15 protein-coding genes are annotated in these 17673 nt (G+C 73.0%); 3 read left to right on the forward strand and 12 right to left on the reverse strand.

The features are described from left to right. Positions 1-7: 7 nt before the first annotated feature. From M3147_RS08085 to M3147_RS08115, 7 genes are all read right to left on the reverse strand, one after another. Positions 8-1504: a chlorohydrolase family protein gene (locus M3147_RS08085; RefSeq protein WP_251202937.1), complete on the reverse strand. Its 1497-nt coding sequence runs from the start codon at positions 1502-1504 to the stop codon at positions 8-10. Further along, positions 1501-2358, reverse strand: coding sequence for an ABC transporter ATP-binding protein (locus tag M3147_RS08090; protein WP_251202938.1), 858 nt, complete (start codon positions 2356-2358; stop codon positions 1501-1503). The genes M3147_RS08085 and M3147_RS08090 overlap by 4 nt, the downstream gene beginning before the upstream one ends. Beyond that, complete coding sequence (locus tag M3147_RS08095) at positions 2355-3209, reverse strand: ABC transporter ATP-binding protein (protein WP_251202939.1); 855 nt, start codon at positions 3207-3209, stop codon at positions 2355-2357. The genes M3147_RS08090 and M3147_RS08095 overlap by 4 nt, the downstream gene beginning before the upstream one ends. After that, on the reverse strand, positions 3206-4096 hold the full coding sequence (locus M3147_RS08100; protein WP_251202940.1) for an ABC transporter permease: 891 nt from the start codon (positions 4094-4096) through the stop codon (positions 3206-3208). The genes M3147_RS08095 and M3147_RS08100 overlap by 4 nt, the downstream gene beginning before the upstream one ends. Then, entirely contained in the window at positions 4093-5043 is a 951-nt protein-coding gene (locus M3147_RS08105; RefSeq protein WP_251202941.1) for an ABC transporter permease, read from the reverse strand. The genes M3147_RS08100 and M3147_RS08105 overlap by 4 nt, the downstream gene beginning before the upstream one ends. Positions 5044-5046: 3 nt before the next feature. Then, positions 5047-6675: an ABC transporter substrate-binding protein gene (locus M3147_RS08110; RefSeq protein ID WP_251202942.1), complete on the reverse strand. Its 1629-nt coding sequence runs from the start codon at positions 6673-6675 to the stop codon at positions 5047-5049. A 76-nt stretch (positions 6676-6751) separates the two neighbouring features. Beyond that, entirely contained in the window at positions 6752-7846 is a 1095-nt protein-coding gene (locus tag M3147_RS08115; RefSeq protein WP_251202943.1) for an amidohydrolase family protein, read from the reverse strand. A 107-nt stretch (positions 7847-7953) separates the two neighbouring features. On the opposite strand from M3147_RS08115, the gene M3147_RS08120 reads away from it, so the two are divergent. From M3147_RS08120 to M3147_RS08130, 3 genes are all read left to right on the forward strand, one after another. Continuing rightward, complete coding sequence (locus tag M3147_RS08120) at positions 7954-8631, forward strand: FadR/GntR family transcriptional regulator (RefSeq protein ID WP_251202944.1); 678 nt, start codon at positions 7954-7956, stop codon at positions 8629-8631. After that, complete coding sequence (locus M3147_RS08125; RefSeq protein ID WP_251202945.1) at positions 8624-9880, forward strand: MFS transporter; 1257 nt, start codon at positions 8624-8626, stop codon at positions 9878-9880. The genes M3147_RS08120 and M3147_RS08125 overlap by 8 nt, the downstream gene beginning before the upstream one ends. Before the next feature lie 277 nt (positions 9881-10157). After that, a complete protein-coding gene (locus tag M3147_RS08130; protein ID WP_308201051.1) occupies positions 10158-10775 on the forward strand; it encodes an ankyrin repeat domain-containing protein in 618 nt (205 codons plus the stop codon). Between the two features lie 31 nt (positions 10776-10806). Here the strand turns inward: M3147_RS08130 and M3147_RS08135 are convergent, their stop codons facing one another. The 5 genes from M3147_RS08135 to M3147_RS08155 form a co-directional block, all read right to left on the reverse strand. Continuing rightward, positions 10807-11775, reverse strand: a complete 969-nt coding sequence (locus tag M3147_RS08135; protein ID WP_251202946.1) for a cytochrome b/b6 domain-containing protein — start codon at positions 11773-11775, stop codon at positions 10807-10809. Positions 11776-11828: 53 nt separating this feature from the next. Further along, positions 11829-12758 (reverse strand): class C sortase, encoded by a 930-nt coding sequence (locus M3147_RS08140; protein WP_251202947.1) that lies wholly within the window; start codon positions 12756-12758, stop codon positions 11829-11831. Next, the gene (locus tag M3147_RS08145) at positions 12755-14212 is read right to left on the reverse strand and encodes a SpaH/EbpB family LPXTG-anchored major pilin (protein ID WP_251202948.1); all 1458 of its coding nucleotides are present in this window, start codon (positions 14210-14212) and stop codon (positions 12755-12757) included. Before M3147_RS08145 ends, M3147_RS08140 begins: the two co-directional genes overlap by 4 nt. Positions 14213-14281: 69 nt before the next feature. After that, entirely contained in the window at positions 14282-16735 is a 2454-nt protein-coding gene (locus tag M3147_RS08150) for a choice-of-anchor A family protein (protein ID WP_251202949.1), read from the reverse strand. Positions 16736-17021: 286 nt separating this feature from the next. Further along, entirely contained in the window at positions 17022-17606 is a 585-nt protein-coding gene (locus tag M3147_RS08155; protein ID WP_251202950.1) for a YdeI/OmpD-associated family protein, read from the reverse strand. Between the last annotated feature and the right edge of the window lie 67 nt (positions 17607-17673).

Here is a 17673-nt window from a genome sequence, read left to right on the forward strand (position 1 = left end):
CACCGGGTCAGCCGAGCACCGTCGCCGTCGCCTCGGGGAACACCCCCGGGAAGAGCGGCCCCTCCTCCGGGCGGACGTCGCGCTCGGCGTAGCCGGCGCGCAGGCGCTCGAAGATGCGCTGACTCTCGGCGGCGAGGGCACCGAGGTCGACGCCGGGGATCGTCCCGTCGACCACGATCGGGCGGCCCGCGACCATGCTGAACCTGGTGTCCCGCCCTGATCCGGAGAGGACGAGCGCCCGCAGCGGGTCGTCGATCGGCCCGGCGCGGAAGTCGTCGAGCCCGAACGCCACGAGGTCCGCACTCGCCCCCGGGGCGAGGCGGCCGAGGTCCGGGCGGCCGAGCGCGCGTGCCCCGCCGAGCGTCGCCGCCGTCACGTACTCCGCGAGCAGCCCGCGGGACAGGTCGCCGTGCTGCGCCTTCGCGAGGTGCACGCCCGCGTCGATGCCGCGGATGAGGTCGGGCGGGAAGGAGTCGGTGCCGAGCGCGATGTTGACCCCGGCGTCGAGGTACTGCGACAGCCGTTCGAGGAGGAACGCGTAGCGCGCGTTCGTGAGCGGGCAGTGCACGATGCTCGCGCCCGCCGCGGCGAGCGCGGCGAGATCGCCCCGGTCCTCGCCCGCGACCTCGGGGTGCACGTCGAGGTAGACCCCGTGCGCGAGGATGAGCCGCTCGCCGAGCAGGCCGGCCCGCTCGATCAGCCCGAGCGGCGTGGTGCCGCTCGCCCTGGCGATCAGCGCGCGCTCGGCGTGGTCCTGGAAGGCGTGCACCCGCACCTTGATCCCGCGCTCTGCGGCGATCCGACCGGTCTCCGCGAGCAGGTCCTCCCGGAGCGTCTCGATCCGGCAGGGGGCGAGGATGCCCGTGACGAGGGGGTCGTCGAGCCCGTCGACGGTGTCGAGGAAGCGCACCGCGTCGGCGAGCCCCCGTCGGCCGAGCTCGTCGTCCCAGTGGATGCCGGCGCTGCCGTCGCGCTCGGTGACGTGCACCCCCGAGCGGTAGCTCGGCCCGAGGAACGATCGCAGGCCGAGCTCGGACGCGAGGCGTGCCACGTCCAGGAGGTCGTCGTGCGTCTCCGCCCAGGCCGAGTGCACCTCGGCGGCGATCGGGGCGAAGCTCGTGATGCCGTGGAGGGCGAGCTGGACGAGCGCGGCGCGGCGCATCGTCGAGCGGTCCTCGGCGGACAGCACCTCGCGCCGGCCGGATCGGGCGTAGTCGGCCGACCAGCCGAGCCGCTGCTCGTGAGCGGCGTCGCCCCAGGCGTCGAGCTGCAGGTGGTCGAGATCTGCGAGCGCGTCCAGGTCGATGAGCCCGGGCAGGAGCACGCTCCGGCCGAGCGCGAAGCGGTCGTCGACCGGAACGTCGAACGCGGCGTCCGCGGCGGGACCGACCGCCGCGATGCGGCCGCCCTCCACGAGCACCGCGCCGTCCCGCAGTTGCGCGAAGCGCCCCTCGTGCTCCGTGATCACCCAGTCGGCGGTGACCAGGGTGCGCCGAGTGCTCACGACGCCAGCCGTTCGCGACGGACCGGCTTCCAGCCCGGCCGGGGCACCGCGGCCCGCAGCGCCCGGGTGTACGGGTGCACCGGATCGGCGAGGAGCTCGGCCGTTCGCCCCTGGTCGACGACGCGCCCCTGCTCCATCACGATCATCCGGTCCGAGATCTGATTCACGACGGCCAGGTCGTGGGAGATGAAGAGGTAGCTCACCTCGCGGGACGTTCTGATGTCGGCGAGCAGGTTCAGGATCTGGGCCTGGATCGAGACGTCGAGGGCGGCCACGGCCTCGTCGAGCACGATCACGGCGGGGTCGGCGGCGAGCGCGCGAGCGATCGCGACGCGCTGCCGCTGCCCGCCGGACAGCTGGTGCGGGTGCTTCTCGGCGAAGCGGTCGTCGAGCCCCACGCGATCGAGGATGTCGAGCGTCCGTCCGCGGATCTCCCGTCTGGTCGTCGAGGCTCCGGCGTGGAGGCCGACGCTCGTGGCCACGATGTCGCCGATGCGCTGTCTCCCGTTCAGGGAGGAGTACGGGTCCTGGAACACGTACTGCACCTCGCGCGCCCACCGCCGTCGGTCGGCGAGCCGGCGGACGCCTCGCGCCCGTGATTCGCCTCCGACGCTGATCTCCCCTTCGGTCAGCGTCTCCAGTCCGACGAGCATGCGGGCGACCGTCGTCTTGCCGGAGCCGGACTCGCCGACGATCGCGAGGCACTCGTTCGGGTGCAGCTCGAAGGAGACGTCGTCGACGGCGATCACCGGATCGTCCTTGGTTGGGCCGGGGTACACCTTTCGGAGCCCGCGCGCGACGACGATCGGCTCCCCCGTCTCGTGCGCCCCCGGCCGGCCGTCGGTGCCGATCATGATGCCTCCGTCTTCAGCAGTTCGTGGGTGGCCCGGTCGTAGCGCAGCACGGGCAGCCGTTCCACGCGGTGCTCGATGCTCGGCCGGGCGCCGAGCAGCTCGATCGTGTACGGGTGCGTCGGCGCGTCGTAGACGTGCGCACCCTGCTCGACGATCTCGCCCGCGTACATCACCGCGAGCCGGTCGCAGCAGGCGGCCGCGAGCTCGAGGTCATGGGTGATGAAGAGCAGCGCGAGTCCACGTGCGCGGCGCTGCTCGTCGAGGATCGCCATGACATCGGACTGCGCGGTGACGTCGAGGGCGGTGGTGGGCTCGTCGGCGAGGATGAGCTTCGGCTCGGCGAGGAGCACGCTCGCGATCATCACGCGCTGCAGCAGTCCGCCGGAGAGCTCATGGGGGTACTGGTGCAGGCGGTGCTCCGGATTGCGCACGCCGACCTCGTCGAGCAGCTCGACGGCGCGTCGCTCGGCCTCACGACGGTCCACCCCGCGGTCGCGCACGAGGGCCTCGGTGAGGAAGTCGCCGACGCGGTGCACGGGGTTCACATGGGCGCGCGGGTCCTGGAAGATCATGCCGACGTCGCGCTGTCGGTAGCGGCGCAGCGCCTGGGCGTTCATCCGGGGAACGGACACCCCGTCGAAGAGGATCTCGCCGCTCACCCGAAAGGCGGGGTCGAGCATGCGGGTGATCGCCCGCGTCGTGAGCGACTTGCCGGAACCGGACTCGCCGACGAGTCCGAGCGCCTCCCCCGCCCCGATCTCGAGGCTCACGCCGTTCAGCAGGGTCTGCTCGCCGCCGCGCAGGCGCAGGGTGGCGCGCACGTCGTCGAGTCGCAGCAGGTGGTCGGTCATCGCATGCTCCGTGCACTCGAGGTGAGGCGGTCGCCGATGACGGTGACGCACCAGACGATCAGGACGATGAGGCTGCCGGCGGCGATCGCCTCGGTCGGTTGGCCGCGCAGCACCGAGTCGAATCCGCTCTTCACCATGAGGCCGAGGTCCGCGGTCGGGGGTTGCACGCCGAGGCCGAGGAAGGAGACCGCGGCCAGGTCGATCACCGCGAAGCCGAGCGAGGACACCGCCTGGGCGACGACGATCGGCTGGACGTTCGGGAGGATCTGGGTGAAGGTGATGCCGGCACCCGACTGCCCCTGCAGCCAGGCTGCGGCGACGTAGGGCATGTGGCGTTCGCGGAACGAGGCGCCGCGTACGACGCGCGCGACGTAGGGCACGTACGCGATCGCGAGTCCGCAGACCACGGTGATGAGGCTCGGGCCCCAGATCGCGACGGCGATGAGGGCGAACACGATGCCCGGCACGGCGAAGAGTACGTCGAGCAGCCAACTGACCACCGTGTCGATGCGCCCGCCGCGCCACGCCGCGAGCAACGCCAGCAGCGTGCCGACGACCGTGGCGATGAGGATGACGAGGCCGGGACCGGCGAGGGTGATCCGTGCACCCCAGATCAGCCGGGACAGGATGTCACGGCCGAGGGCGTCGGTGCCGAGCAGGTGCGCCGGCGTGGGCCCGGACAGCGACGCGAGCAGGTCGGGGAAGTCCGGGTCGTAGGGCGCGACCACCGGGGCGAACGCCGCGGCGAGCGCGATGACGAGCAGGATGCCGGCGGCGATGCAGCCGGTGACGCCGAGGCGGCCGCCGGTCGTCCGGAGCAGGCCCGCGGTGCGGCGTTCTCCGACGACCCTGGCGACGGCCAGGCTGGTGGTGGACGGGGTGGTCATTTCCGGCTCCCGAGGACGATGCGCGGGTCGATGAAGGTGTAGAGCACGTCGACGACGGCGTTCACGACGACGAACGCGACGACGAGCACGAGGATGACCGCCTGCACGACCGCGAAGTCCCGCTGCAGGATGGCCCGCACGAGCAGGGAACCGAGGCCGTCGAGCGCGAAGACGTTCTCGACGACCACGGCGCCCGCGATGAGGGTGGCGATGGTGAGCCCGAGCACGGTGACGATCGGGACGAGCGAGTTCCGCAGCACGTGGTGGCGGACGATGTAGCCCGGCGCCAGGCCCCGGACGGTCGCCGTCTGCACGTGCTCCCGCCCGCGCTCCTCCAGCACCGACGCCCGGGTGATGCGCGCGAGGTACGCGGCGCTCGCGACCGAGAGGGCGACCGCCGGCAGCGCGAGGTGGACGAGGGTGTTCACCCCGCCGCTGCCGGAGCCGAACGTCGGGAACCAGCCGAGACCGACGGCGAAGACGCTGATGAGCGCGACGCCGACGACGAACGACGGCGTCGAGAGCCCGATCGCCGCGAGCGTGGAGGTGAGCTGGTCGCTCCAGCCGCCTCGGAGCGCGGCGAACGTCCCCGCCGCGATGCCGACGACCGCGATCATCAGCGCGGCCATCGAGACGAGCGCGAGGGTCGTGCCGATCCGGCTCGAGATGAGGGCCGAGACATCCTGGCGGTAGACGATCGAATAGCCGAGGTCGCCGCGCAGGAGGTCGCCGAGCCAGGCCACGTACCGCACGAAGAACGGGTCGTTCAGGTGGTACTGGGCGGTGACCGCCGCGATCTGCTCCGGGGTGCCGCCGCGCGGTCCGAGGATGAACGCGAGCGGGCTGCCCGGGGCGAGGTAGAGCAGGCCGAAGACGATGAAGGAGGTGACGAGGAGCACGAGCAGCAGGCCGCCCGCGCGCCTCGCCAGATAGGCACCGAAGGACATCGGTTACTCCGTCCCACCGATCGTGGCGGCCCACGGCGCGTAGAGGTAGGCGAGCGAGGCGGTCGCTCCGGAGATGCGGTCGTTCTGCACCAGCGTCACGGGCTCGTAGGCGAGCGGGATCCACGGCAGCTCCTCCGTGATGATCTGCTGCGCCTCGATCACCGCTGCCGCGCGGGCCGCGTCGTCGGTCTCGGCGCGGGCGGCGAAGAGCTGCTCGTCGGCGAGGTCCCAGCCGGTGTAGTTGTGGCTGTCGGTGCTCGCGAAGAACTGGTACACGTCGAGCGCGTCGGCGAAGCTGCCGTAGTTCGTCGTGAAGAAGCCGTCGATGCCCTCGCGGGCGGCCGGGTCGAAGTACAGGTTGCCGAACTGCTCGACGGGGATCACCTTGGTCTGGATGTCGAGGCCGATCGACTGCCCGGCCGCCTGGATGACGTTCGCCGTCTGCTCGTGCACGGCCGAGCTGCCCTGCACGGCGAGCACGATCGGGGCGACGGTGCCGGCCTCGGCGACGAGCGCCTTCGCCTGCTCGAGGTCGGGCTCGGCGGAGAACTCGCTGTAGGCCGCCTCGAACGCGTCGCGCTCGTAGCCCCAGTAGTCCGGCCCGGCCAAGGACGTCGCGGGGATGCCCGCGCCCTGGAACACGACCTTCGTGAGCGCGGCCCGGTCGATCGCGAGCGACAGCGCCTGACGGATCCGCGCGTCGCCGAGACCGCCCTCGAAGTTCGCCGTGGTCATCGTCCAGAACACGAGCGACTTGCCGTAGGTGGTGGTCACCTCGTCGCTGCGCTCGAGCTGCGTGAGGCCGGCGGGCGGGAGATAGAAGAACTGGCCGTCGACATCACCCGTGCGGAGGGCGTTGACGGCGGTCGACTCGTCGGCGATGAAGCTGAACTCGAGCGCGGCGGCCTTCGGCACCAGCGCCTGGTCCCAGTACCCCGGATTCGCGGCGAGCTCGATGCTCTTGCCGGAGTTCCACGCGGAGAGTGAGAACGGCCCGGTGCACTGCAGCCCGCCGTTCGGCGTGCCGAACGCGTCGCCGGCCGATTCCGCCGCGGCCTTCGACACGATGGCGCCGGCCGCGGTGGCCATCGCCTGGGTGAAGAGGACGTCGGGCTGGCTGAGCTCGACGGTGACCTGGTTCGGGGCGGTGGCGGTGATCGAGGCCACGTTCTGGAAGTAGCTCGCGAAGTAGCTGGTCGACGTCTCGCCGGTCTGCCGCTGCAGGGAATAGACGACGTCCTCCGCGGTGAGCGGGGTGCCGTCCCAGAAGGTGACGCCGTCACGGAGGGTGTAGACGATCGTCGTGTCGTCCGGCTGCTCGATCGTCGCGGCGAGCCCGGGCTCGGTGCTGAGATCGGGCTTCATCCGCACCAAGCTGTCGCAGAGGTTCGCGACGACGGTGTTCTCGGCGTAGTTGAACGTGTACATGGGGTCGAGCGACATCGGCTCGTAGGGCAGGTTCCACTTCACGAGGTCGACGGGCTGCGTGCCGGGTTCGGTGGTGGTGGCGAGGTTCGAGAGGTCGACCGTGAGGCCGGCCTCTTCGCTCGCCGGTTGAGCGGTGCAGGCGGTGAGGGCGAGACCGGCGGCGGCCAGGACGGCCGTCGTGACGGTGATGCGGCGTCGGGACACGGGAACTCCTTTGTCGGTGTGTCGGACTATCTGGGTGGGGGGATGCGCCGGATGGCGTTGGGGGCCGCTGAGCGGCTCAGCGCCCGGGGACGGGGCGACCGTCGCGGAGCACCGCGGTCGGCGCGGGGCGATCGACGACCACCTGGGCGAGCGACTCGCCGGCGAACTCGAGATGGGTGGGCGAGTCGTGGTCGACGGGGCGCGCGAGCTCGGGGATGCCGAGGAGGCGGCCGCCGTCGGTCGAAGCCGCGCGGTAGCAGCGTTCGAGCTGGGCGTCGGTCATGGCGCCCGTGCGGTAGGCGAACAGGTGGGACCGGTCGACCATGCTGCCGGTGCCGAACGGGGTCCAGGAGTCGCGGACGCCGTCGGAGCCGAGGGCGAGGTCGACGCCGTGCCGGTCGAGGAGCGCCGGGTCGAGCACGGGGTCGTCGCCGAGCGCGCACGTGGTGACCCAGAGCCCGGCGGCCGCGACGCGGTCGAGCGTCTCGCCGAGCCGGGGCGCGGAGGCGTCGGCGAGCGCGAACGCGTGGCTCACCGTGACCCGCCCCTGCATCCCGGCGGCGATCGTGCGCTCCGCGATCTGGCGGATCTGAGCCAGGCCCGGCTCCCCGCCGTCGTGGAGGTGCAGGTCGAGGTCTCGGCCGCTGCGCTCGGCGAGGCCGAAGACCGCGTCGAGGTGGCCGGCGACATCTCCCTCCAGGCCGAGCGGGTCGATGCCGCCCACGAGGTCGGCGCCGGCGTGGAGGGCGGCGGCCATGACCGCTTCGGTGCCCGGGTTCGTCAGCAGCCCGAACTGCGGGAACGCGACGATCTGCACGGTGAGCCAGGGCGCCAGCCGCTCGGCGGCGGCACGGACGCCCTCGACGTTGCGCAAGCCGAGCTCGCTCGACACGTCGACGTGGGCACGCATCGCGAGCGTGCCGTTCGCGAGCGCGTTCTGCAGCAGCGCGTGCGCGCGTTCCTCGACACTGCGGGTGTAGCCCCGCTGCGTCGCCAGGTCGTTCGCGATGAACTCCGGCAGTCGGGTCGCGTTCGCCCGCGACATCCAGGGGCCGCCCCAGCTCGACTTGTCCGGGTGGATGTGGGCGTCGACGAGGCCCGCGGCGACGACGCGGCCGTCGAGGCGCTGCGGATCGGGGGAAGACTCGTGCGTCGTGACCAGTGCGGACATCCGTGCTGAACTCCTTCGTTCGCCGCGGCTCGACGCGTGGCGGTCGCTCCGGGCGATTTGTCAGATGTATGATAACCATACATTCGCGAAGAAAGAGAATGGAAATCGTGGAACCCATCCAGCGCCGCTCGCTCGTCGACACGGTCGTCGACCGCCTGCACACCGAGATCACCTCCGGCTCCTGGCCCGTCGGCTCGCGCATCCCGACCGAGGCCGAACTCACCGAGCAACTCGGGGTCAGTCGCCCCTCGGTCCGCGAGGCCGTGCGTTCGATCGTGCAGCTCGGCCTGCTCGAGACCCGTCAGGGCGACGGCACCTACGTCGTCGCCGACGACCCCACCGAGGTCGCGCTCAGGCGCACGATCGACGTCGCGGACGCCCGGGAGGTGCTCTCCGTGCGGCGGGCGCTCGACGTGCTCGCGGCCCGAGAGGCCGCGACCCACCACGACGCGGCCGATCTCGCCACGCTCCGCGATGCGCTCGCGGGCCGACGGGCGGCGATCCGCGATCACGACGTCGAAGCGTTCGCCGACCACGACGTCGCGTTCCACCTCGGGGTCGCCGCGGCCTCCCACAATCGCCTGCTCGTCGGGCTCTATGCGAGCTTCGACGCCTCGCTCCGGCACTCCGTCGCCCAGAACTCGTGTCTCTCGAACAACGCCGACCCGAACACCGCCGACCTGCACGAGGCGCTCTTCCGCGCGATCGAACGGGCCGACGTCGACGCGGCCTCCGCCGCCGCGGTCGGCGTGCTCGACCAGAGCGAGCAGTCACTCGATGGCTGAGCGGCGCGCCGGAGTCGGCGCGCCGCTCGCAGCCGGCGCCCTCGTCGTCGGCATCGGCCTCTCGGTGCGCTCGCCCATCACGAGCGTCTCCGCCCTCCTGCCGGAGCTCGAGCGCGACTTCGGGCTCGGCGCGATCGGCACCGCCTGGCTGAGCACCATCCCGGTGCTGCTGTTCGGCCTCGCCGCGCCGTTGGCTCCCCCGCTCGCCCGGCGCCTGGGCGCCGACCGAGCCGCCGCCCTCCTCCTCACCGCCCTCGCCGCGGCGATGCTGCTGCGCCCGTTCGGAGCCGCGCCGCTGCTCGCCGGCACCGTCGTGGTCGGGGCATCGATCTCCCTGCTCGGCATCCTCACTCCTCAGCTCGTCCGCACCCACCTGGGTCGCCGCCACGGGCTCTGGTCGGGGGTGTACACGGCGGCCTTCGGCGCCAGCGCCGCCCTCGGGGCCTCACTCGCCGTCCCGATCCTCGGTGCGGTCGGCGACGACGCCGGCATCGCCGTCGGGCTCTGGGGACTTCCGGTGGCTGCAGCGGCGGTGCTCGCGTGCACGGTGGCCCCGCGTCTGACGCGGGCGGCATCGACGGCCCCCGAGACGGGCACCGCCGGCCGCACCGGTTCGATCCTGCGGGCCCCTCGGATGTGGTCGGTCACCGGCTTCTTCGCCAGTCAGGCGCTCATCTACTTCGCGTTCACCGCCTGGCTGCCCACGATCGCGATCGACCGCGGCCTCGCTCCCTCGCAGGCGGGACTGCTGCTCGCCTGGATGAGTATCGCCGGCATCCCCGCCGCCCTGCTCGCCCCGACCATCGCGGCCGGGTTCCGCACCCAGTCGGGCGTGATCGCGGTCGTCTCCTGCGGATCCGTGCTCGCCATCCTCGGGCTCGCCCTCGCCCCGATCACCCTCGCCCCCGTCTTCGTCGGAGTGCTCGGCGTCGCGCAGAGCGCTGCCTTCGGCCTCGCCGTGGGGCTCATCGTCGCCCGCGCTCCCGACATCGCCCGCACCAGCGCGTTCTCCGCCGTCGCCCAGGGCGTCGGCTACGCCGTCGCGGCGCTCGGCCCCCTACTGCTCGGCACCCTGACGTCGGCCGGCGTGCCGTGGACCCCCGTCATCGCCGGACTCGTGCTCGTCGCCGTCGCCCAGCTCGCCTTCGGGATCGTCGCGGGCCGCCCCGCCCCCCGCGTGCCGGCCGGGCCGGCTCCGGCCACCACACCCACCACCGATTCCGCGACCACGAGGAGGTCCACCACATGATGCTCACCGAGATCCGCCCCTGGGGCGGCCAGACCGCCGTCGCCCGTCGTGATCGAGCCGTCGCCGACGGCCGCCGACTGGTCGAGGGGGTCCTGGGATGACCCGGAGCGCCTCGTCCCCGTCTCGCCGCGCCGGGCGGCCGCGCGCCCCGATGCTGGCCGCGGCTGCACTGGCGGCGGCCGGGGCGCTCGCCCTCGCCGGGTGCGCCGCCCCCGCTCCGGAACCGACCCGTACCCCACCGCCCGCGACCGCGACCCCCACCGAGGAGGCCACTCCCATGCCCGTCCCGCCCACCATGCCGCCCGCCGAAGCGACCGCCCTCCTCGTCACCGCCACCGCCGCCGGCGATCTCGCCGAGGTGCAGCGCGCCCTGGAGCAGGGCGCCGACCCCGACGCCCGGGACGCCGAGGCCCGGCCCGTCGTCGTCACCGCCACCCGTGCCGAGCGCGCCGACCTCGTGCGGGCGCTGCTCGAGGGGGGTGCCGACCCGAACGCGAAGGACGGCATCGAGGACTCGGCCTTCCTGTACGCGGGCGCAGAGGGGCTCGACGACATCCTCCTGCTCACGCTCGAGCACGGCGCCGACGTCGCGAGCACGAACCGCTACGGCGGCACCGCCCTCATCCCGGCGAGCGAGCACGCCTACGTCTCGACGGTCCGCATCCTGCTCGACGCCGGGGTGCCCGTGAACCACGTCAACCGGCTCGGCTGGACCGCCCTGCACGAGGCCATCGTCCTCGGCTCCGGCGGCGACGCCCACGTCGAGACCGTGCGGCTGCTGCTCGCCGCCGGGGCCGACCCGTCCATCCCCGACGGCGACGGCGTGCTGCCCCGGCGGCTCGCCGAACGGCTCGGATTCACGGCGATCGTCGCGGAGCTCGACGCGGCTGGCTGATCCCGCGAGGTTGAGCCGGCGGGCGGCGCGGTCAGCCGCGCGTCGGCCCGGGCTTCGCGGCCGGAGGCGGCGGCATCCGCCGCACCTGCCCGAAGCGGCCCGCGACGCCGGCGAGCAGCAGCGGGCGGGCGAGCACCCATCCCCCGACGAGCGCGAGCACTGAGACCGCGAAGATCGCGAAACCGACCCAGTCGGCGGCATCGCGCGACGCGTACATGTGGTTCAGGTTCCGCAGCGCGCCGGTGGCGAGCACGAGCACCACGTGCACGAAGGTGAAGAGCAGGAAGAAGAGCATCACCGGGAAGTGCAGCGCCCGCGCGAGCCGCTCGGGGAGCACGCGGGCCAGTCGGCCCTGCATGGGCCAGACCGGCGAGAGACGCAGTCCGGTGAGGACGGCGAGCGGCGCCGCCACGAAGACGATCGCGAAGTACGAGAGCACCTGCGCGTCGTTGTACGACACCCAGGAGTTCTCGACCGGCCAGTCGAGCGAGAGGTACTGGAGCACGACCGAGATCGTGTTCGGCACGACCGACCAGCTCGTCGGGACGATGCGCAGCCACTGGCCCGTCGCGAAGAGCAGCACGACGTAGACGAGGCCGTTCACCACCCAGAGCGCGTCCACCACGAGGTGCAGCCAGACGGAGATACCCAGGCGGCGGGGCGTGCCCTTCGTCCGGGGCCAGCGGGTGTTGTCGCGGGTCCAGAACGCCGGCGGGCGCGCCTTCGAGCGGATGATCAGGCCCGTGCGCACCAGCAGCACGAGGAAGAAGGCGTTGAAGAAGTGCTGCCAGCCGAGCCAGGCGGGGATGCCGATCGGCGTGCCGTCGGGGAGCGCGCTATGACCCGGGTAGGTCTCGACGAACCCCTGGACCTCGGGCAGCGTCCGCAGCCAACGGGCGAGCAGCACGGCGGCGCCGAGGAGCACGACCGTCGCGACCGCCACGATCGCCAAGCGCTTCGGCGAACGGAGGTCGAACACGGAGCGCGAGGATGACGGCACGATACTCAGCGTGCCGAATCGCCCCCGGCTGCGCAACTCGATGCGTCGCCGTCTTACCGCGCGGGACGAGCGAGCCGGACCACCCCCGCCGCTCCCAGCAGGAAGGCCGGGATCCACCACGCGCCGAGGGCCGTCGGCAGCCAGTCGCCGGCGCCCGGATCGGCGGCGACGCCGGGCTCGTTCGACGACGCGGGTGCCTCGTCGGGCATCCGCTCGGCGTGCACCAGCAATCGGTGCGTGTTGACGCCGATCGGGGTGCAGGTGAGCAGGGTCAGCAGGTCCTCCCCCGGCCGGCGCGCCAGGCTCGCCGTCTCGTCGGGGCGCACCGTCTCGAGCGTGGTGACCCGGTAGCGGAGTCGACGGTCGAGCAGCTCGACCTCGATCACGTCGCCGGGTCGCGCCTCGTGCAACGGGGTGAACAGCGCGGCGTACGGTGCACCCGTGTGCGCCGTCAGCACCGAGTGGGTGCCCGCTCCCCCGACCGGCAGACTGCTGCCGGGCAGATGACCGGCCCCCCGGCGCAGCACCTGCTCGTCAGCCCCGAGTTCGACCGGCAGGTCGATGCCGAGCCGCGGGACGGTGACGCGCGCCACCACACCGCCGGCTCCCACCTGGAGCTGATCGCGGTAGCGTTCCGGCCCGGCGTCGGTGTCGGCGACCGCGACGGAGTACGGGTCGAGCAGCGGACCGTCCGGAAGCGCCCGGTTGTAGGCCTCCGCGGCGGCCAGCAGCTCGTCGGCCCGGCCGCTCTCGCGGAGCTCGGCCCCGCGCTCGAGGTAGCCCGCGATGGCGCGATCGTGCCCGATGGTCGAGACCCAGTCGGCGGCGACGGGAAAGAGCAGCAGCGCGAGACCGACGAGTCCGCCCACGACGATCGCGACCGGCGCCGTGGTCCAGCGGCGACCACGGCGCGACGGCTGAGGCGGGAGCTCCGGGCGGCGGTGCGCGACGGGCGCCGCCGCCGCCACCCGGAGGCCGGTCATGCGTGCCGCCGGCGGCGCCTGGCGACGGCGAGCGCGAGCGCCCCGCCGAGCAGGAGCACGCCGCCGGCGACGATCGCGGCGGTGCCGGCGAGGCCGGTCGCCGGGAGTCGGAACCCGGCGTCGTGCGGGGCGTTCGCGACGGTGATGGTGACGACTGCCGGATCATGGCTCGTCACCTCGACCCGGACGGGCGCGGCGAGCAGTTCGTAGCCGGCCGGCGCGCGCGTCTCGACGAGCCAGTAGCTGCGCCAGCGCGGATCGCCCGGGTCGAGCTGCTCGCCGTCGGCGAAGTCGGAGTAGCGCAGGCCCTCGACGACGATGCGTCCGTCGTCGCCCGTGGTGAACTCACTCACTCCGCGGACGACGAGGGGATCGCGCCCGGCCCGCGCGTCGTCCTCGCTGAGGTGCAGCCGGAAGACCGCGCCGGCGAGCGTTCGCGCCGGGTCGACGGCGTCGACCTTCTCGACGACGAGGGCGCCCCACTTGGTCGCCACGGGCGGGGTGACGATCGGCCCGCCCGGTTCGCCCGGGCGGACGTCGAAGCTCGGCCGGTTCGGATAGATCACGGCCTCGTTCTCGATGACGCCCGTCGCGGTCGCGCGAGCAGTGACCGTGACGAGCACCCGCGCCTCGCCCGCTCGCCCGGCGAGAACGGCGCGGCCGGCCTCGGTGAACTCGACCGTGACGGCGTTGGCGGCCTCGTCGAAGACCACCGTGTAGTCGCCCGGCTGAGCGATGGCCGTGCCGTCGGTGAGCTCGACCGTCGTGCCGGCGTGGGCGAGGCGGTCGTCCAAGGTGTCGACGATCTTGTAGCCGTCGATGATCTCGACGCGCGGGATGTCGGCCTCGATCGTGTAGACGATGTCGTCGCCTTCGACCACGGCGGACCCGTCGGTCACCGACTTCTCTGCGCCGGTGACGGCGTTCTTCGGGTAGACGTGCACGTCGTAGCGCCAGGTGTCGCGGCGCTCGGCGTCGGTGAGCGGCAAGGTCACGAGGAACGGTGCCGCCCGGGTCACCCCTGCCGGCGCGCGGGTCTCGGTCACGAGGTACAGCCCGAGCGGGAGGACGTCGAACACCGCGTCGCCGGCGGCGTCCGTGACGGCGGTCCGGCCGGGCCGCTCGACTCGTGCCGCCGCGTCCTCCGCGCTCAGGCGCGTGGCCTCCTGCCAGCCTTCGTTCGTGCGCAGGTCGATGCCGGCGACCCGCTCGACGGTGAACTCCACGTCGGCGAGCGGGGTGAGGCCGCTCGTGTCCTCCGGTCGGCCGTCGCCGGGCGCCCCAGCACGATCGGGCTGCACGAACTTGTGCACGTTCAACGTCGCCGTGGCGTCCGGGTCGATGTCGACGACCGATGCCGCGTGCGCGGCGGTGCCGAACGAGAGGACCGCGGCGATCGCGCCGACGAGCGCGAGGGCGGCCACGGACCGTCGTCTGCGGGTGGGCTTGGGCATGGAGTGCTCCTTCTGGGTCGGTCTCTGGCGGTCGCTCCGGGTGGGAGGCCGCCGGTCGGGGCGTACCGGTCAGCGGCCCCGCAGTCGTCGCGCACCGGCGACGAGCAGTGCGAGGGCCGCGAGCGCGGCTCCCACGGCGACGAGGCCCGCGGTGCCGGTGCCGCCGGTCGCCGGCAGCTCGATGACCGGCGCCGGGGTGTCGTGCGAGGTGCTGCACTCCTCCCCGACGGCACAGCGCTCGGGCGGCGTCGAGGCCTCGCCCGTGACGACGTTGCGGAGGCGCTCGGCCCATGCGTCGGCGCGGACGGTCACCCGGTACTCGAGCACGGCCGTCGAGCCCGCGGCCAACGCGAAGGGCGGGCTGCGCAGGCGACCGCCCTCCGGGTCGGCCACCGGGACGACGGTGCCGTCGTCGAGCACCAATCGCGCGGAGCCCGTGACGAAGTCCGCCGCGTGCAGGACATCGCGGAGCTCGTCCACGAGGACGGCGTCGGGGACTGCACCTTCCACGCCCGTCGCGGTCACCGCGTAGCGGATCTGGGCGCCGGGAGCGACCTCCGTGCCACTCGCCGGGTCGGCCTGTTTGTCGAGCGTCCACGCCGCATCGCCGACGGGATGGTCGGTGCAGTCGAGGGCGTCGTCGCAGTCGGGCGCGGGATCGGGTGCGCCCTCGACGATGAGGTTCCTGAGCCGGCCGTCGCCGAGCTCGTCGGCTGCGCGCACGACGACCTCGTACACGACCTGTCGCTCCGCTCCCGGGGGCACCTCGCCCGTGATGCGGAGCCGCTCGCCGTCGAGTCTCGCGTCGAGCGGCTCGTCGGCGACGAGCGAACCGGCGACCAGGGCCGCGTCGTCGAGCACGTCGGCGAGGAGGTCGGTGTGCTCGACCGGCGCGGCAGCCGAGTCGGAGTCGTTTCGGAACACGAGCCGGTACTCGACTCGTTCGCCGGGATGGACCGCGGTGCCGGGTGCGGGCGACGCCTGCTTCTCGACGATGAGCGACGGTGCGGGCGGCGGCGTGTTCGTGAAGACGCAGACGACGTCCGTGCCGGCTGGGATGACGACGTCGGCGTCGGTGCCGCTCCCGTTCGCGACGACGGTGCCGTCCGCACGGTTCGTGCACGACCAGCGCGCGTCGTAGCCGGAATCGCCGCCGGCGCGGGTGCTGCGCTCGCTGAGCCGCACACGCTCGCCGCCGTCGACTTGCACCGGCCCGGCGATCCGATCCTGCCGGCCCGGCGCCGTGCCGTCGGTGGTCGCCGAGGCCAGCTCGGTGCCGGGGTCCGTCGCCGCAGCGATCACGAGACGAACCTGGTCGCCCGCTCTGGCGCGCTCCACGAACTCCTTCTCGAGCGTGATCGTGCCGCGCTCCGGCTCCACCGGCGGCTCGGATCGGCAGTCGAACGACGGCCGCCCGACCCACGGCCAGTTGTGCAGCTCGTTGCCCGATCCGCGCGTCACGAGGTCGCCGCCCAGGTAGAGGCGCCCGTTCGTGCTCGCCGTGAGGTCGGCCGAGGCGCTGGGAGCGAGGATCGAGCCCATGAAGTTGCCCCCGCCGCTCAGGGTGAGGTTCGTGGTGTCGGTGAAGTTGTACAGGATGCGCGACGCCGCCTCGCCGAAGATCGGCGAGTCGTAGACATCCGCCCGGTCGCCGCGGTAGCCGACCGCGAGCGGCGCGATCGAGATGGCGCCGGTTCCGCGGACGTTCACGACGATCGCCGCCTCGTCGGGGATCGACTCCTCGAAGATGAACGTGGTCGCCCCGTCGATCTCGGAGGCGTCGAGCTCGAACACCTGCAGCCCGTCGACGCTCGGTCCGGTGCTCTCGAAGCTGATGCCGCTGCCGTCGCGCTCGGCGACCCCCGTCGGGGCGAGACTCGCGAGCGAAGCCGACTCCCGAGTCATGGTGCGGTCGAAGGCGCCGAACGGGCGGAGGGCGTCTTCGGCGCCGAGCTCGTCCATGATGTCGCCGCCGTTCGTGACGACATTGCCTTGGAGGTCGAGGTAGCCCCCGCCGCGGACGGAGCCCCCGTAGCCCGAGTCGTCGTCGACGCCGTGCCCGACATCGACCGTGGTGCGGCCGGTGACCAGGCCGTCGCCGCCGATCGCGAGCATGACCGACCCGCCGGGCGGGAAGATGCCGGAGCCGAAGCCCACTCGCCCGACGTTGAAGATGCCCGCCTTGTCGAAGCGCGCGTCGCCCTTCACGACGATGTGCCCTTCCGCCTCGGCTGCGTCGCCCGTCACGGTGAGGTCCCTCCCCACGAACACCGACACGTTCGCATCGGTGAAGGTCGGCACTTGGCCGGGGTTCGGCATCCCCCCGTCGGGAGGGCAGCTCTCGGAGCGGAAGCCGACGGGCGGCGAGCTCGTCGTGGGCAGTGCGGCGCCGGCGGGTGCCGAGGAGCTGCCGCGTTCGAGCGCCGCCGCGGCGCCGACCGTCGCCGCGGGGACCGCGGCACCGGTGAGCGCCCCGACGGCCGCGAGCGTCGCGGCGAGAGCGCGGGAGAGAGGGTGCCGCATCAGCTTTCCTTCGGGTCCGGGACCCGGTCGCGGCTGGCCTGTGCCGCCCCGCCCCGCTCGGCAGGAGCCCGCGGTGGGCGCGGTGAGGCTCGACGGGTGAGGTCGGCCCCGGCAGGCGGACCGCCCCACCGACGACCGGTGGTCTCGATCACCCGGATCGGCGCGCACCGCGCTCCTGGAATCCCAAGTGATCGCAGTCAGGCTAACATTGCGAGGCTTCCTCGCAAAGGCCGATCGATCCGGCGAAACTCAGCGGCGAGCTGGTATTCCGAAGCGCGCCACAGAACTACTGCGGGTACGGCGTCTCTCCCCGAGCCAGCATGCCGACGAGCTTCTCGAGCCGATTGCGCCGGCTCGTCTCGCTCGGTGCGGTGGCGATGCGGTGCAAGACGGCGTACCGGTTCGTGGCGCTCAGCCGCCCGAAGAGCTCGGCGGCGGCGGGCTCAGCTTCGAGCGCCGCACGCAGTTCGGCGGGTACTTCGGCGGACCTCGCACCGGCGTAGGCGCGGTCCCATCGACCGTCGGCCTTCGCCCGGGCGATCTCGCTCTCGCCGCGGGGCCGCATGCGACCCGCCGCGACGAGCTCGGCGACGAGTCCGATGTTGCGCTGGGACCAGAGCGATGCTCGGCGGCGCGGCGTGAAGCGCTGCAGGAACGTCGCCTCGTCGTAACCCCGCTTCTGCCCGTCGATCCACCCGCTGCAGAGCGCCTCGTCGAGGGCCTCGGCGTAGCTCAGCGAGGTGGGCTCGGTGGTGCCCTTCTTCGCGAGCAGCAGCCACACGCCGTCGGACTCGTGCTCGTTGGCGTCGAGCCAGGCGCGCCACGCGGCGGCGTCGGCGACGACGAACGGCTCGGGGTTCTCGGCAGCCACGTCCCCACCATAGCGACGCCCCCCGACACCCGCCGCCCACCCAGCCCACCCACCCAACAGCCCCCCC

This window comes from Agromyces mediolanus (genome assembly GCF_023715325.1).
In the GTDB taxonomy this organism is placed as follows: Bacteria; Actinomycetota; Actinomycetes; order Actinomycetales; family Microbacteriaceae; genus Agromyces; species Agromyces mediolanus_A.

What these genes read in the sequence shown, in the direction of transcription:
- M3147_RS08090 (WP_251202938.1), bottom strand. Translation starts at nt 2,358, where the DNA reads ATGATCGGCACCGACGGCCGGCCGGGGGCGCACGAGACGGGGGAGCCG.
- M3147_RS08095 (WP_251202939.1), bottom strand. Translation starts at nt 3,209, where the DNA reads ATGACCGACCACCTGCTGCGACTCGACGACGTGCGCGCCACCCTGCGC.
- M3147_RS08100 (WP_251202940.1), bottom strand. Translation starts at nt 4,096, where the DNA reads ATGACCACCCCGTCCACCACCAGCCTGGCCGTCGCCAGGGTCGTCGGA.
- M3147_RS08105 (WP_251202941.1), bottom strand. Translation starts at nt 5,043, where the DNA reads ATGTCCTTCGGTGCCTATCTGGCGAGGCGCGCGGGCGGCCTGCTGCTC.
- M3147_RS08115 (WP_251202943.1), bottom strand. Translation starts at nt 7,846, where the DNA reads ATGTCCGCACTGGTCACGACGCACGAGTCTTCCCCCGATCCGCAGCGC.
- M3147_RS08125 (WP_251202945.1), top strand. Translation starts at nt 8,624, where the DNA reads ATGGCTGAGCGGCGCGCCGGAGTCGGCGCGCCGCTCGCAGCCGGCGCC.
- M3147_RS08130 (WP_308201051.1), top strand. Translation starts at nt 10,158, where the DNA reads ATGCCCGTCCCGCCCACCATGCCGCCCGCCGAAGCGACCGCCCTCCTC.
- M3147_RS08140 (WP_251202947.1), bottom strand. Translation starts at nt 12,758, where the DNA reads ATGACCGGCCTCCGGGTGGCGGCGGCGGCGCCCGTCGCGCACCGCCGC.
- M3147_RS08145 (WP_251202948.1), bottom strand. Translation starts at nt 14,212, where the DNA reads ATGCCCAAGCCCACCCGCAGACGACGGTCCGTGGCCGCCCTCGCGCTC.
- M3147_RS08150 (WP_251202949.1), bottom strand. Translation starts at nt 16,735, where the DNA reads ATGCGGCACCCTCTCTCCCGCGCTCTCGCCGCGACGCTCGCGGCCGTC.